Raw genomic sequence first — 14,624 nt, 5'->3', positions numbered from 1 at the left:
GAAACAAAGCACTTTTGGAAACGCACAATGCTCGCCACCCGGCTCGAACCGAGTGATGCTGCGCTGGAGGCGCGAGGCATCTCGAAACGGTTCGCAGGCGTCCCCGTCCTGTACGATGTCGACTTCTCGGTCGCGGCCGGAGAGGTGCATGCGCTCGTCGGTGAGAACGGCGCCGGCAAGTCCACCCTGATGAAGATCGTCAGCGGTATCCTGACGGAGTTCGACGGCAGCCTGTTCAGCCAGGGCCGTGGCCTGCGCTTTGCCTCGGTACGAGACGCCCAGGCTGCCGGCATCGCCATCATCCATCAGGAGCTCAATCTCATTCCCGAAATGAGCGTGGCCGAGAACATCTTTCTCGGCCGCGAACCTCGCATTGCCGGCCTGTTCGTTGACCGGCGCGCTCTTGCCCGCGCCGCCGCCGACCTGCTGACGGGCTTCGGCGTCGCCCTCGATCCCGAAGCACGCGTGGGGTCGCTGCGGGTCGGCGAGCAGCAACTGGTCGAGATCGCCAAGGCCCTCTCGCTGGAGGCGCGGGTCCTGATCATGGACGAGCCGACTTCGGCTCTGTCGCCAAGCGAGTGCGAGCGCCTGTTCGGGATCATCCGCAAGCTCGCCGCCTCGGGCGTGGRCATCGTCTATATCAGCCACCGCATGGACGAAGTCTCCCTGCTCGCCGACCGCGTCACGGTGATGCGCGACGGGCGGCGCGTGCTGACGGCCCCCATGACGGAGCTGACGCCCGAACGCATCATCGCCAGCATGGTCGGGCGCGACCTCAGCCTTGCCACGCCGCCCCATACGCCCGATCGCGCCACCGAAGCCCTCGCGGTGCACGGTCTCGGCCTGAGCCTGCCCCAGGTGCGCGGCGGTTGGAAACGCGTGTTGCGCGGCGTTTCCTTCAGCCTGCATCGCGGCGAGATCCTCGGCATTGCCGGCCTGCTCGGTTCCGGCCGCACCGAAATTCTGGAAACCATCTTCGGCGCGAGCAGTGGACGGCGCGAGGGCCGCATCGTGGTCGACGGCGAAGAGGTCCGGATCGACAATCCGCGCCAGGCCATCCGGCACGGCCTAGCTCTGGTGACGGAGGACCGCAAGGCAACCGGGCTCCTCTTGCAATCGACCATTCGCGACAATGTCTCCCTGCCCTCCCAGCCGCTGCAGCGACGCCTTGGCCTACGCGATGACGGCCTGGAAACCCGGCTTGCCCGCGCGGCGATCGATAGCCTTTCCGTGCGCTGCCGTTCGGACGAACAGATCGTCGGCCATCTCTCCGGCGGCAATCAGCAGAAGGTGGTAATCGGCAAATGGCTTGCCATCGGCCCGCGCATCCTGCTGCTCGACGAGCCGACCCGCGGCATCGACATAGGCGCCAAGAAAGAGATCTACGACCTGATCTTCCGCCTCGCCGGGCAGGGCATGGCCATCCTCGTCGTCAGCTCCGAACTGCCCGAATTGCTGCTGCTCTCCGATCGCGTCCTCGTCATGCAGGAAGGGCGCCAGGCCGGCATCCTCGAGCGCCGGGAGGCCAGCGAGGAGGCGATCATGACCCTTGCTTCGCCGAGGCGGTCCGCCGCCCTACCCGAGCTCTCTGCCGTATCCGCCGGAATTTCACCTTTCCTACCTGCCCCCAATGAGCCGTCAACGAGCCGTCAATGACCTTTCTGAGACTTCTGTCGCGGACCAAGCTGTATTGGGGCCTCGCTGCCCTCTTCCTGATCGGCGTCGCCTTTTCGCCGGTCACTTCCAAGGGGCGTAACATCTTCCTGACCTCCGGCAATCTCTCGGACGTGCTGCGCCAGGTTTCGATCACCGGCCTGGTCGCCGTCGGCATGACCATGGTGATCCTGATCGGCGGTATCGATCTCTCCGTCGGCTCGATCCTGGCCTTGGGCACCGTGCTGGCCGCGCTGCTGCTGACGCAACCGGGCCTCACCGTGGCAGCCGGCATCGCCCTGCCCGTAACCTTCCTGGTCGCGATGGTCGGCGTCGCCCTGATCGTCTCCTTCGTCTCCGCTCAGCTCGGCGCGGGCCGATCCGCCACAACGGCGGCGCCAATCCATCGAAGCCGCCGTAGATCCACCCTCTCGGCAATCTGGTTGCCCCTCGTCGCAGGCATCGTCGTCGCAGGGCTTTTGACGCTCTGGCTCGCCTCCCAGGCCGGCAGCCAGTTCGGCATGCCCGGCGTACTGATTGCCGTCTCTTGCATCGGGCTCGCGGTCGGCGCGCTCAATGGCGCCATCATCGTCGGCGGCCGCCTGCAGCCCTTCATCGTCACCTTGGCCATGATGGTGACTATGCTTGGCCTTGCACGCCTGGTCGCCGGCCAGGACAGCGCCGTGGTCGCCGTCTATTCCGGCACCAACGCCACCACCGACATCGATCTCCTGCGCGCCGTGCTCTGGGGCGTGCTGCCGGTGCCAGGCCTGTTCTTCCTCGCCGCGCTCACCCTTTTCATGGTGGTGCTGAAATTCACCGCCTTCGGCCGCTATGTCTATGCCATCGGCGGCAATGAGGAGGCGACGCGCCTCTCCGGCATCGCTGTCACACCGGTGAAGATCGCAACCTATGCTTTCTCAGGCATGCTCGCCTGCATCGCCGGCGTGCTCTATGTGGCGCAATACCGCCAGGGCAAGCCTGATGCCGGTGTCGGCCTCGAACTCGACGCCATCGCCGCCGTGGTGATCGGCGGCACCAGCCTGATGGGCGGGCGCGGGAGCCTGGCCGGCACGCTGGTCGGCGTACTCATCTTCGGACTGCTCACCAATATCCTGCAGCTTCACAACATCTCCACCAACGTCCAATTGGTGATGAAGGGGCTGATCATCATCCTCACCGTACTGCTGCAGGAACGCAATCTTGGCCAGATCTTCGCGTCGCTCCGCACGAGCCCGCGAGCCGAGGCACAGGATGAGAAGACCTACAACAAGCTGGAGGAAACCCCATGATCAATCGCCGAAGCTTCATCCACGCCGCGCTCGCCAGCGGCGGCGCCATGCTGATCCCTGCCGGCTGGACGCCGCGCGCCCTCGCCGACGACAAGAAATATACGATCGGCTTTTCGCAGGCGACGACGCTCGAACCCTGGCGCGTCCAGTTCAACAAGGATCTGAAGGCCGAGGCCGAGAAGCATGCGAACGTCAAGCTCCTGATGGCCGATGCCGAGGACAAGACCGAGAAGCAGGTGTCAGACACCGAGAGCTTCATCACCCAGGAGGTCGACGCCATCCTGATCAGCCCGAAGGAATCGGCCGGCCTGACCGCCGTGGTCGAAAAGGCCATGGACGCCAAGATCCCGGTCTTCGTGCTCGACCGCAACGTCAATTCCGAGAAATACACCCAATGGATCGGCGGCGACAATGTGGTGATCGGCCGGGCGGTCGGCGACTTCGTGGTCAAGACCCTGGGCGGGGCCGGCAAGGCCAAGGGCAATGTGGTCGAAATCTGGGGCGGCCTCGGCACGCAGGCGAGCCATGACCGCTCCAACGGCTATCATGAGAAGGCGGACAAGGAGAGCGGCATCAAGCACCTGCTCAACCAGCAATCGGCCGATTGGAAGCAGGCCAAGGCCTATGAAGTGATGTCGACGGCCCTTCGCAATTTCGAGGACATCAACCTGGTCTATGGCCACAACGATCCCATGGCCTATGGCGCCTATCTCGCCGCCAAGGATGCCGGCCGGGAAAAGAACATCCTGTTCGTCGGTGTCGACGGCCTGCCCAATGAGGGCGTCAAATATGTGCATGATGGCGTACTCGCCGCCACCTTCCTCTATCCGACGCCCGGCGCCGAGGGCCTGCGTCAGGCTTTGAAGATGCTGGGCGGCGGGACGGTCGAGAAGAAGCTGGTGCTGGATACGCAGACCATCACCAAGGACAATGCCGACGCCATTTTGAAGACGAACGGATTGCTGTGAGGGTACGGGCGGAGAAGGCCTCACCTTCTCCGCTCCGATAACGCCAAGGCTGGGACCGCGGACGTCCCAGCCGCTCCGCCTCCCTACCCCAGCCGCATCAGCACGAGGCCCCCCAGGATCAGCAGGGCAGACAACCCGCGCACCGGTGTAAGGGGCTCTTTCAGGAAGACCATGGCGATTAGGCCGCCGAACAGCACGCTGGTCTCGCGCGTGGCGGCAACCAGGGCGATCGGCGCCACCGTCATCGCCCAGATCACGATCCAATAGGCGGCGAGCGACATCGCCCCGCCTGCGAATCCCGGCACCAAAAATTTCAAGGCGGGACGCACGCCCGTCCACCCCTTGCGCCAAAGGCATATCGCCAGCATCGGATAGGCATCGAGCGTGAAGAGTGCGGCCGCATAGGAATTGGGGCTCCCCGCAGCACGTGCGCCGATGCCGTCGACGATGGTGTAGAGCGAGATGGTGACGGCGGTGAGCAGAGCATAGATCACGGCTGTCCGGTTCGGGACCAGTGAGCCGCGCTGCCCCCTGAGCGAAATCAGCAGGACCCCCAACCCAAGCACGGCAATGCCGGCGACGTTGCCCAGGGTCATCGGATCATGAATGAAAACCAGGGAAATCGCCGTCGTGGCCAGCGGCGCGGCTCCGCGGGCAATTGGATAGACCTGGCTCATGTCGGCACGACGATAGGCCTCGGCCAGGAAGAGGTAATAGCCAAGGTGCAGAACCGTCGACAGGGCCACCCACATCCAGGCTTCCTTGTTGGGCAGCCCGGTGATCGCCAGCGCCGGCAAGGCGATGACCCCGCAGGACACCGCGATCAGCGTCATCGCCAGGAAGGGGTCGAGCTTGATCTTGACCAGCGCGTTCCACCCGGCATGCAGGGCCGCCGCGGTCAGCACGGCCAGGAAGACGGGGAGTTGCAATTCCATGGGGGAGCGACTTCAGGACATCGAGCGCCCGACAGACGGCAAAGGGGCCGCTGACCGGTGATACGCAAAGGAGGGGCCGGCAAAGCGCAGCGTCGATTTTGCGTGCGCTTTCAGTGCTCTCCTTCTCATTATGACAGTTTGATGTCAAAGCCGCTTCGCGGGGTGCGACGTTTCGCGTGAGCCTTCAGGCCGCCACCCAAACAAGCTTGTCGTTGGAGAGAACCGCTTCGCCGGACCAGCGATAGGCGGTCAGCACACCGCCCTTGGCAACGCTGAAATCAAGGCACGACGCCGTTGGCGACAACAATTGCGGCCGGCCCGACATCCAGTAATGGCCGAACATCACCGGCACGGATTCTTGATAGTGATAATCGGACTGTATGGGATCGTCCGGCAGTTCGCTTCTTCGTTCATCCAGCCCCAGGGCCGCGAGCCGGAAAGTCGTCGCCGCCCGATCCCACCAGCGCAGGCGAGCCTCGTGCCGGGTGTGGCCGTCCTTGTCGCGGAAAGAGTGCCCGCCGGGCAGCCGCACCTCCGGCCCCTTGAGCAGGATATCGGCGGCGAGATGTTCCGGCGTGCCCCCGCGATAGGCCTTGCGCAGGCCCTCGTCATGAAAGCATCCGGCTGCATCGAGACAGGTCGCGGCCAGGCAGGCCTGCGAGGCTCCATGCCAGCAGGCGTGCACGATCCGCAGGCCGCCGAGATCAAGCCACACCGGCAGGGACGCAAACCAGGTCAATGCCTCGCGATGGGCGGGTGATCCCTGTCCGATCTGCGCGAGAAAGGCGGCATGCTGCTTCTCGTTCTTTTCGGTGTGGGGCCGCAGGAAGCCACCGGCGCCGTCCGGCGTGGCCCAGCCGAGAGCGTTGAACTCGTGGTTGCCCATGATCGCTCGGCCCGTCCCCGCTCCGGCCATGGCGCGGACGACACGCAGGACCTCGACCTGTTCCGGCCCGCGATCGATGAAATCGCCCAGGAAGATCGTCTTCCGGTCGGCATGCCGATAGACCCCGCGCGCCTCCCGGTAGCCGAGCTTCGCCAGCAGCCTGTGCAATGCATCGGCATGGCCGTGGATGTCGCCGATTACATCAAATTCCATTGTCAACTTCCTGTTCTTCCGTGTTTTTTGCGTCCCGATGAAATGCCGCCTCAAAGAGCGCGGACATCCCCGCGGCACTCGAGTGAGTGCCGGACGACACTCGAGTGAGTGTCGGACGATCCGCATCTTTCCAACAGACACAGCACTTCCAAGAACGGGCAAGAACATCCGCGCTCCCGGGAATGATGCCCATACACGACGGGAGTGACCCGCTTGACAAGGCACTGGCCCCCCTGTCAGTTTAAAACATGGCCTGCGCTTACATCACCTTTTCCGCTTCGAAACAGCACCTCCTCATCGGGGGCAGGTGATCGTCGCGCGCGCCATAAGCAGCGAACCAAGATCGAAAATGTACCCCGCCGGTTCGACGGGGTTCTTTTTTGCTGCCGTCTCCGGCAAATCGGAGATGCTCCATGGAAATCCCCTCTTCTTCCGCCCGATCGCTGGCCTCCCCGCAGGGCTTGTGGTTGCCCTTGATCACGCCCTTCCGCGACGGCGCGCTCGACGAGACCTCGCTGAGACGTCTCATCCGCCATTACGGCACGCTCGAACTGGATGGCCTCGTTCTCGCCGGCACCACGGGCGAAAGCCTGACACTGGACGAGGATGAAACGCGGCAGCTTGTCGAGGTCAGCGCCGACGAGCTTACCCGGCAAGGCCGCCGACTGCCGCTCTATCTCGGCCTTTCGGGCAGCGATACACGCAAGCTCGCCAAGCGGCTCCCCCGCCTGGGAGACTGGCCGATCGAGGGCTGCCTTATTGCCTGCCCCTATTACAGCAGGCCGTCCCAAGCCGGGCTGATTGCCCATTTCAATGCGCTGGCGGATAGCACCCAGCACTCGATCCTGATCTACAATATTCCCTACCGCACCGGCGTAAATCTGGGCAACGAGGCGATGCTCAGGCTCGCCGAACGGCCCAACATCGTCGGCGCCAAGGATTGCTGCGCCGATCCCGCCCAATCGGCCGAGTTGATCCGGCTCCGGCCACCCGGCTTTTCCGTGCTGACGGGCGAGGATGCCTTCTACCACGCTGCCCTGGCTGCCGGCGCGGATGGTGCCATCCTCGCCTCCGCCCATCTCGAGACCGCCAGCTTCATCGCCATCCGAGACGCCTTCGCTCTCGGCGATGAACCGGCCGCCGACATCGCCTGGCGCTCCCTTGCCGAGCTTGTGCCGCTGCTCTTTGCCGAACCCAATCCCGCTGCGGTCAAGTACTGGCTCTGGCGCACGGGCCTGATCGACAGCGGGGAATTGCGGCTGCCGATGACCCCGGTAAGCGCCGCGCTCGCCGCCCGCCTCGACGGCGCGATCGACCGCCTGAAGTCGGAGGCTTAGTCCCAATGCAATTCATTTGAGGAGGAGACACTCCGATTTGTCATAACCGGGCTTGACCCGGCAACGACAAAGGTTCTGCAGACTCGAAAACTCACGAGTGAACTGCACGGGACTTGGTCCGCCGTACACACAGGGGAAGGCGCGAGGGATTGACGGTTCGCGGCGCAGGTGTAGGCTTCAAAACAGCCGGCGGAGGGGAAGCGTAATGATGAAACTGGTATCGTGTGCCGCGCTGGCAGCCGCCTTGCTTTCCATCATCCCGGCCTCCGCCCAGGCGCCGAAAAGCGCGGCGGCATCTGCCGCCGCACAGAAGGAATTCAACGGCTTCATCGCGAAATTCCGGGCTGCGCTGAAGGCCAATGATGCAGCAGCCATCGCCGGCATGGCGAAACTGCCATTTCAGAATGACGCCGCCATCGCCGATGCCGCGCAGTTTCGTGCCAAGGTCTACAAGCCTGATTTCACCGCCAAGACCAGAGCCTGCCTGCAGCGCGAAAAGCCGGTCCATGATCGCGATGGAGACGGCAACCACACCTTTTCCATCGGCTGCGGTGACAACATCTTCGTGTTCACCAGGACAGCCGCGGGCTTCCTGCTGACGGATATCGCCATGAACGACTGAGCGGCCGGCAAAGGCTGCTCAGCGCGCCATTGCCGCCTTGCTGCGCTGGCGCCGTTTCGGCCAGAGGATCAGCCAGCCCACCAGGACGAGGTTCACCACATTCCACAGGAAGCCGTGCAGGAAGGCGAGCCGGTAGGACTGGGTGGCGTCATAGATGAAGCCCGAAGCGAGCCCCCCGCAGGCCATGCCGAGCACGGTTGCCATCAGCACCAGGCTGATGCGGGCACCGGCCTCGCGCGGCGGCAGGAATTGGCGGATGATCACCGCATACATCGGCACGATGCCGCCCTGGAACAGGCCGAACAGGCCCGAGATCACCCAGAGCGAAGAGAGGCTGTTGAAGAAGAGATAGAGCAGCAGCGCCGCCCCTTGCATGGCGGAGCCGATCAGCAGCATCGGCCCGGCGCCGATGCGATCGGCCACCACGCCGGAAGCAAGGCGGCTGACGACGCCCAGGCCCAGCATGAGCGCGATGATCTGGGTCCCGATGGCCACGCCATAGCCGAGATCCCCGCAATAGGCGACGATGTGAACCTGCGGCATCGACATCGCCATGCAGCAGGCAAAGCCGGCCACCACCAGGATCGCCTGCAGGGCATTCGCCGAAAGACCGAGTTCTCCGCGGGCGGCCTCCGTCGCGGCCTCGGCAGCCGCATAAGTGGTGGTCGCGGGCCGGCGGGTCAACGCCAAAGCGAGCGGCACCATTGCAACAGGCGCGAACAGGCCGATGCCGATATGGGTGGCACGCCAGCCATAATCGGATTGGAAGTGCTCGATCACCAGCGGCCAGACGGCGCCCGCAAGATAGCTGCCCGAAGCTGCAAACGTCACCGCCAGCGCCCGGCGCTTGCGAAACCAATGCGAAAGGTCTGAGATCAGCGGCGCGAAACCGGCAGCCGAACCCAGGCCGATCACAATCGAGAGGGCAGCGAACTGCCAGATATTGGAGGTGAAGGCGGCCAGCACATAGCCAGCGCAGAGCAGCACCGCCCCGATCAGGATCGGCACGACGATGCCGGCCCTATCGGCCAGGCGGCCCATGACGACCCCGCCAACGGCAAAGCCCAGCATGGTGCAGGTATAGGGCAAGGAGGCACCGCCCCGCAGCGTGTCGAACTCCACTTGCAGAGTCGGCAGCACGACCACCACTGACCAGTTGCCGACACAAGCCACCGTACCAAGGATGAGAGTGAGAACCAGACGCAGCCAGGAATAGGCGGAATCGACGTCGCCAGGCCTATCGGCCTCACGGGGCAAAGCTGACACGGGGAGTTTCCTCGTTCCGGAATATTATCCTGAATATGCTTGTTTCACCGACCGGACGGCGTGCAATGGTCAGGCTATAGCAGCTTCCGTCCCGGCTTCGCCAGATCGAACAAAGCATGGCTGACCTTCTGAACCAGCGCCTCATGCGCCCTGCCCCAGTTCTCGCAACATGAATGCCGCCCGTTCGGCGACGGGCAGGAGCGGCAGCGACACCAACTCGTAGCCGAGGCTGGCATAGACCCGCAGCATGGCCTCATGTGTCGCCTGCGCCTCCTCCAGGCTCTGCTTGCGCTCGGCATCGCCGGCATAGATCGCCGGCCAGGGCGGCGCGATGAAGACTTGCGCACGATAGCGCCGGAGCGCGGCGGCCTTCCGGGTCGGCTCCGGCACCGTCAGGCCGCAAAGCTGGAGATAACCGATCACGTCGGGAATGCCGCGATCGAACAGCACCAGGCCGTCGAGCCCCCGCGCCTCACGATAAGAGCGCAGATCCCACGCCAGCATCAGCTCGGCGAAAGCCGCGCGGTCGGCCCATGGCAGGGCATTGCCGTCAATGGCGACCTGATCCTGGATGATGGCGCGGCCCGCTTCGGGCATGGCACGCAGCCCCTCGGCCGCCAGGGCCGAAATCAGGCTGGTCTTGCCTGACCCCGGGCCCCCGGTGACGACGACGAAACGATCGATCTGAGACAAGGCTCGATCTCCTCTCGATAATGATGACAAGGGTTCGGATGGAACTCGCAACGCCAGGCGGCGGCACGAGTGGGCCAGAAAATGGGGATAGGGCTTTCGATCCGCACTTTGGGCGCGTGGCATCAGCCTTCGCGCGAGGGTCAGCCGGGCATGGTTCGCCGGGCACCTCGGGCTTTCAGCCTACACCGCGCCAGGCCCGGCCGAAAGCCCCTCGGTTCTCGTCTCTCCCTCGGAGCCAGCAAAGACGCGATATCGTCGCCCCCTCCAAAGGCAGCGTCGCTTATGGGTCATTCGTAACGGACCCAAGGCAACACGATGGTCAGGTGAAGGGTATGCCGCCCGCGGCCAAGCCCATCCGTCCATCACAGGGGAAAGCCAGGCATGACAGACAGGATCGGCAAGTCGGGAGCGCAAGGCTTGATCGTGGATCGCCGCGAACTGATGAAAGGAGCCGCCGCGCTCGGCCTCGGCTACGGCCTGATCGGACCTTTCGGAGGGCCGACCCTGGCCGCCGAGACGCCTAAGAAGGGCGGCACGCTGCGGCTTGGCATGGAGGGCGGCTCGGCATCGGACACCCTCGATCCGCGCGCCGTCGCCGATTCCATCCCTGTCAGTTACAGCTACCAGATCTGGAACGGACTGATCGAAGTCGACAAGAATGGCAACGCGGTCGGCGAATTGCTGGAGAGCTGGGAATACAAGCCCGGCGCCAAGGAATGGATCTTCAATGTGCGCAAGGGCGTCACCTTCCATTCCGGCAAGACGCTGGATGCCGACGACATCATCTATTCGATCAACCTGCATCGCGGCGACACCAAATCCGCCGCCAAGGATGTGCTGTCTGGTATCACCGAAATCAAGAAGCTCTCGCCCAGCCAGATCCAGATCACCCTGGGCGAGGGCAATCTCAACCTGCCCTACAATCTCACCGATTTCCACATCCTCGGCATTCCCAACGAATTCAAGGATTTCTCCAAGCCGGATGGCACGGGTGCCTACAAGCTTGAAGTGTTCGAGCCCGGCGTGCGCGTGGTCACCAAGAACAGCGGCCATTACTGGAAGGAGGGCTGCGGCAATTTCGACGCCGTCGAACTGCAATATATCGGCGATTCAGCGTCGCGCCTGCAGGCGCTTATCTCGGGCCAGGTCGATGCCATCAACCGGCTCGATCCCAAGACCATGGACCTGGTGACTGGCTCGCCCGATGTGAGCGTGGTGCAGACCAAGGGCACCGGCAATCGCTATTGCTTCGTGGCGCTGTGTGACACCGAGCCGTTTGCCAATGCGGACCTACGCTGGGCCCTCAAATATGGCATCGACCGCAAGAAGATCGTCGATACCGTCTATCAGGGCTATGCCACGGTCGGTAACGATATCACCATCAGCCCGACGAACAAATACTTCGCCAAGGACCTGGCGCAGACACCCTACGATCCCGAGAAGGCCGCCTTCCACTATAAGAAGGCCGGCAGCCCCAAGCTGGAGCTCAAGGTATCCGAGGGCGCCTTCAGCGGCGCCACCGACTCGGGGGTGCTCTATCAGGAGGCTATGAAGCAGGCCGGCATCGAGCTCACGGTCACGCGCGTCTCGTCCGACGGCTATTGGGCGAACATCTGGCTGAAGGAACCTTTCTGCGCCGTCTACTGGGCCGATCGCCCCGCTATCGACATTCAGCTTTCGCAGACCTTCCTGTCGAACGCTGCCTGGAACGACACCCATTGGCGGCGTCCCGATTTCGACAAGCTGGTGATCGCCGCACGCGTGGAGGAGGACGAGGCCAAGCGAAAGGCGATGTATGCCGAGGCCCAGACAATGATCCACGATGACGGCGGCACGATCTGTTTTGCCGTCAGCGATTATCTCGACGGCTACGCCAAGAAGGTGGCGGGCGTGGCGCCCCACGCCCGTTTCGACATGTGCGACCAGCGGGTCGCCGAAAAGGCGTGGTTCGCCTGAGCCGGGAGGGCGCTGCCAAGCGCCCTACCCCCACCAGAAGATCGCAGCGATGATGACGTAGAGCCCGATAAGGGCAGCGCCATCCGCCATGTCGGCCCGGCCGTCCGCCGTGACGACCACGCCGATGATGGCCGACAGCATCAGGGCCACGGCCAGCATCGGCGGGATCACCAGGGTGAAGGGCGTCCCGCCCATGGCGTAGCTGACGAAGACCAGCACGGGAATCAGGGCGAGCGCCACCTGCAGCGAGGAGTTCAGGATCACGCTTATGGCGAGTTCGGCCTGGTTGCGCAGGGCGAACTGGATGCCCACGACATTCTCCACCGCATTGCCAACGATCGCCACGATGACAAGGCCAGCGAAGGCCTGGGAAATGCCGAGCGTCTCGATGGCCGGGTTCAGCGCCTCGACGAACCAGTCGGACACGAACAGGGCGGCGACGCCGGCGAGAGCCAGGATGGTCAATGCCAGCCAGAGCGGCCAGCCGGCCTCCTGCTGGCCATGCGCCTCGGCCGGCACAGTGCGCTCGCTGCCGCCGAGCATGACCTTGACGGAAACCAGGAAGACCAGGAGCAGGACACCGGCACAGACCAACGCCAGCTTGTCTTCATGGGCGCCCGCCGGCAGATGCATCACCGAAGCCAGCGTCGGCAGCATCAGCGCGGAAACGGCCAGAAGCAGCAGCGCCGCGATCATACGCGGCCCCGCCGCATCGAAGACCAGCACCTTGTGGCGGGCGCTGCCGGCGATGAAGGCGATGCCGAGCACCAGCAGGCTGTTGCCGAGGATCGAGCCGATCAGCGAAGCCTGCACCACCTCGATCAGCCCGGCCCGCAGCGCGAAGATGCACACGCACAATTCCGGCAGATTGCCGACCGCCGATTGCACGATGCCGGTGGCGGCCGGGCTGAGATAGCGCCCGAGATGGTCGGTGGCCTCGCCGATCAGCGAGGCTAGCCCGGCAAGAGCCACGGCGCCGATGACGAAGACGAGGATTTGCGAAGAGCCGGTACGGCTGGCGATACCCGTGGCGGCTGATGCCCCCCCTGCGATGGCGAGCGTCACGAAATCGCGTTTCGACAGCATGGAACCTCCCGTGAAGCCATATAGGTGTCATAGCCCGACGCGAAGACGCAAGGGAAGGTCAATCTTGCTCCCCAAGAAGCGGCGTTTCGAACAGAGGAGCGGTCTGCGTTCGCGTGGCAGCATCACGAACATACATGGATTTTCCATACCATGCAGGCTCGACAGGCAGCATTCCGTTGCCTACCCTTCGCGCCACAATGCCGGAGGGCCGATGCGCGCAACAACCCTTCTCTCGATCGCCCTTGCGCTGACGGCAGGCCAGGCTCTGGCAGAAAACCTCCCCCCCTTGCGTCAGGGCGACCTTGTCTTCCAGCAATCGAAAAGCCCGCAGAGCGAGGCGATCCGCCTGGCCTCGGGCAGCACCTACACGCATATAGGCATCATCTCCCTCACGCCCGCAGGACCGGTGGTGATCGAGGCGGCCGATGTCGTTCGTCAAACACCGCTCAAGGCTTTCCTTGCCCGCGGCGCGAAGGGCCGCTTCGCCGTTTACAGGCTGCGCCAGCTCGTTCCAGCCAAGGCGGATGCCGCCGTCGCAGCGGCGCGGACCTATCTCGGCCGGCCCTATGATCTCTATTTTCGCCTCGATCCGGACGCCATCTATTGCAGCGAATTGCCTTACGACGCCTTCAGGAGCGTCGGCATCAGCCTTGGGCGCGTCGAGCGTTTCGGTAATCTGTCCGTGCGCAACCCTGCGGTAAAGGCGCTCTTCGCCACGCGCTGGGCCAGTCATCCCGATTGCAGGGGCGCGGCGGGGAATGCCGCGGCCTGTTGGACTCTGATCCAGCATCAGGGCATCGTTACCCCCGTCAGCATCGCCCGCGACAGCCAGGTCGTGCGGGTCGGAGGCAATCTTTGAGGAAATGAACCGGCGCGAGAAATGGGAGGATTTCCGGCTTGCAGGGCGGCGGCGGTGCAATAGGATGTCATCCTGCCGTCACCATCGGGAGAAAGCGCTGCCATGGCCCTCTTCGCCGATCGTTTCAAAGGCCGAAGCGCCGTCATCACCGGCGGGGCGTCCGGCATCGGCCTCGCCAGCGCCAGGCGCATTGCCGCCGAGGGCGGTCGGATCATGATCTGGGACGTCGACGCCACCCGTATCGACGCGGCGAAAGCGCAGATCGGCTCGGGCACTTTTGGCCTGGTGGTCGACGTCACCAATCCGGAGGCGGTGGAGGCCGCCGCCAAGACCTCCGAACGCCATCTCGGCCAGATCGATGCGCTCATCTGCTCGGCCGGTGTCGCCGGGCGCAACGCACCGGTGATCGACTATCCGATCGACGAATGGAAGCGCATCTTCGAGATCAATGTGAACGGCTTGTTCTATGCCAACCGTTTCATCGCGGCGATGATGAAGAAGCGCGGCTATGGCCGCATCGTCAATCTGGCCTCGATTGCGGGTAAGGAAGGCAATCCCACCGCTTCGGCCTATTCGGCCTCGAAAGCCGCGGTGATCGGCTTCACCAAGGCGCTGGGCAAGGAACTGGCGAAGAGCGGCGTCACCGCCAATGTCATCGCGCCGGCCACGATCGATACGCCCATTCTCAAGCAGGTGGCGCAGGCCCATATCGACTACATGCTGTCCAAGATCCCGATGGGCCGGTTCGGCAAGGTCGATGAAGTCACTTCCATGATCGCCTGGCTCGCGAGCGAAGAATGCTCCTTTGCCACCGGCGCGGTCTTCGATGCCTCTGGCGGCCGCGCTACCTATTGAGTC

At 64.0% G+C, this 14,624-nt stretch carries 13 protein-coding genes; 8 read left to right on the top strand and 5 right to left on the bottom strand.

Annotated features, from left to right (window positions below):
* Positions 1–27: 27 nt before the first annotated feature.
* From AB4037_RS28255 to AB4037_RS28245, 3 genes are read left to right on the top strand one after another with little or no spacing between them, the layout of a single operon-like run.
* Complete coding sequence (locus AB4037_RS28255; protein ID WP_441773753.1) at positions 28–1,656, top strand: sugar ABC transporter ATP-binding protein; 1,629 nt, start codon at positions 28–30, stop codon at positions 1,654–1,656.
* Complete coding sequence (locus AB4037_RS28250) at positions 1,653–2,945, top strand: ABC transporter permease (protein WP_441773752.1); 1,293 nt, start codon at positions 1,653–1,655, stop codon at positions 2,943–2,945. The genes AB4037_RS28255 and AB4037_RS28250 overlap by 4 nt, the downstream gene beginning before the upstream one ends.
* Positions 2,945–3,913, top strand: coding sequence for a substrate-binding domain-containing protein (locus AB4037_RS28245; protein ID WP_434959607.1), 969 nt, complete (start codon positions 2,945–2,947; stop codon positions 3,911–3,913). The genes AB4037_RS28250 and AB4037_RS28245 overlap by 1 nt, the downstream gene beginning before the upstream one ends.
* Positions 3,914–3,996: 83 nt before the next feature.
* Here AB4037_RS28245 and AB4037_RS28240 read toward each other — a convergent pair whose 3' ends face one another.
* The gene (locus AB4037_RS28240) at positions 3,997–4,848 is read right to left on the bottom strand and encodes an EamA family transporter (RefSeq protein ID WP_441773751.1); all 852 of its coding nucleotides are present in this window, start codon (positions 4,846–4,848) and stop codon (positions 3,997–3,999) included.
* Positions 4,849–5,032: 184 nt separating this feature from the next.
* A complete protein-coding gene (locus AB4037_RS28235; protein ID WP_441773750.1) occupies positions 5,033–5,947 on the bottom strand; it encodes a metallophosphoesterase in 915 nt (304 codons plus the stop codon).
* Positions 5,948–6,360: 413 nt separating this feature from the next.
* Here AB4037_RS28235 and dapA point away from each other — a divergent pair, with 413 nt between their 5' ends.
* The gene (dapA, locus tag AB4037_RS28230; RefSeq protein WP_441773749.1) at positions 6,361–7,284 is read left to right on the top strand and encodes a 4-hydroxy-tetrahydrodipicolinate synthase; all 924 of its coding nucleotides are present in this window, start codon (positions 6,361–6,363) and stop codon (positions 7,282–7,284) included.
* Positions 7,285–7,492: 208 nt separating this feature from the next.
* Positions 7,493–7,906, top strand: a complete 414-nt coding sequence (locus AB4037_RS28225; RefSeq protein ID WP_441773748.1) for a hypothetical protein — start codon at positions 7,493–7,495, stop codon at positions 7,904–7,906.
* A gap of 18 nt (positions 7,907–7,924) precedes the next feature.
* Here AB4037_RS28225 and AB4037_RS28220 read toward each other — a convergent pair whose 3' ends face one another.
* Positions 7,925–9,172, bottom strand: a complete 1,248-nt coding sequence (locus tag AB4037_RS28220) for an MFS transporter (protein ID WP_434955606.1) — start codon at positions 9,170–9,172, stop codon at positions 7,925–7,927.
* 141 nt (positions 9,173–9,313) lie between these two features.
* A complete protein-coding gene (locus AB4037_RS28215) occupies positions 9,314–9,865 on the bottom strand; it encodes an AAA family ATPase (protein ID WP_441773747.1) in 552 nt (183 codons plus the stop codon).
* Between the two features lie 381 nt (positions 9,866–10,246).
* Here AB4037_RS28215 and AB4037_RS28210 point away from each other — a divergent pair, with 381 nt between their 5' ends.
* Positions 10,247–11,821 carry an ABC transporter substrate-binding protein gene (locus AB4037_RS28210; protein WP_441773746.1) on the top strand — a complete coding sequence of 525 codons (1,575 nt, stop codon included), beginning with the start codon at positions 10,247–10,249 and terminating at the stop codon, positions 11,819–11,821.
* 24 nt (positions 11,822–11,845) lie between these two features.
* On the opposite strand, the gene AB4037_RS28205 is transcribed toward AB4037_RS28210, so the two are convergent.
* Complete coding sequence (locus AB4037_RS28205; protein WP_434955603.1) at positions 11,846–12,907, bottom strand: calcium:proton antiporter; 1,062 nt, start codon at positions 12,905–12,907, stop codon at positions 11,846–11,848.
* Positions 12,908–13,118: 211 nt separating this feature from the next.
* Between AB4037_RS28205 and AB4037_RS28200 the strand changes: the two genes are divergently transcribed.
* A complete protein-coding gene (locus AB4037_RS28200; protein WP_441773745.1) occupies positions 13,119–13,766 on the top strand; it encodes a YiiX/YebB-like N1pC/P60 family cysteine hydrolase in 648 nt (215 codons plus the stop codon).
* A 102-nt stretch (positions 13,767–13,868) separates the two neighbouring features.
* Positions 13,869–14,621 (top strand): SDR family NAD(P)-dependent oxidoreductase, encoded by a 753-nt coding sequence (locus AB4037_RS28195; RefSeq protein WP_434955601.1) that lies wholly within the window; start codon positions 13,869–13,871, stop codon positions 14,619–14,621.
* Positions 14,622–14,624: the final 3 nt, after the last annotated feature.

The organism is Labrys sp. KB_33_2, assembly GCF_052114505.1.
In the GTDB taxonomy this organism is placed as follows: Bacteria; Pseudomonadota; Alphaproteobacteria; order Rhizobiales; family Labraceae; genus Labrys.
This window is presented reverse-complemented; position numbering and strand designations above follow the sequence as displayed.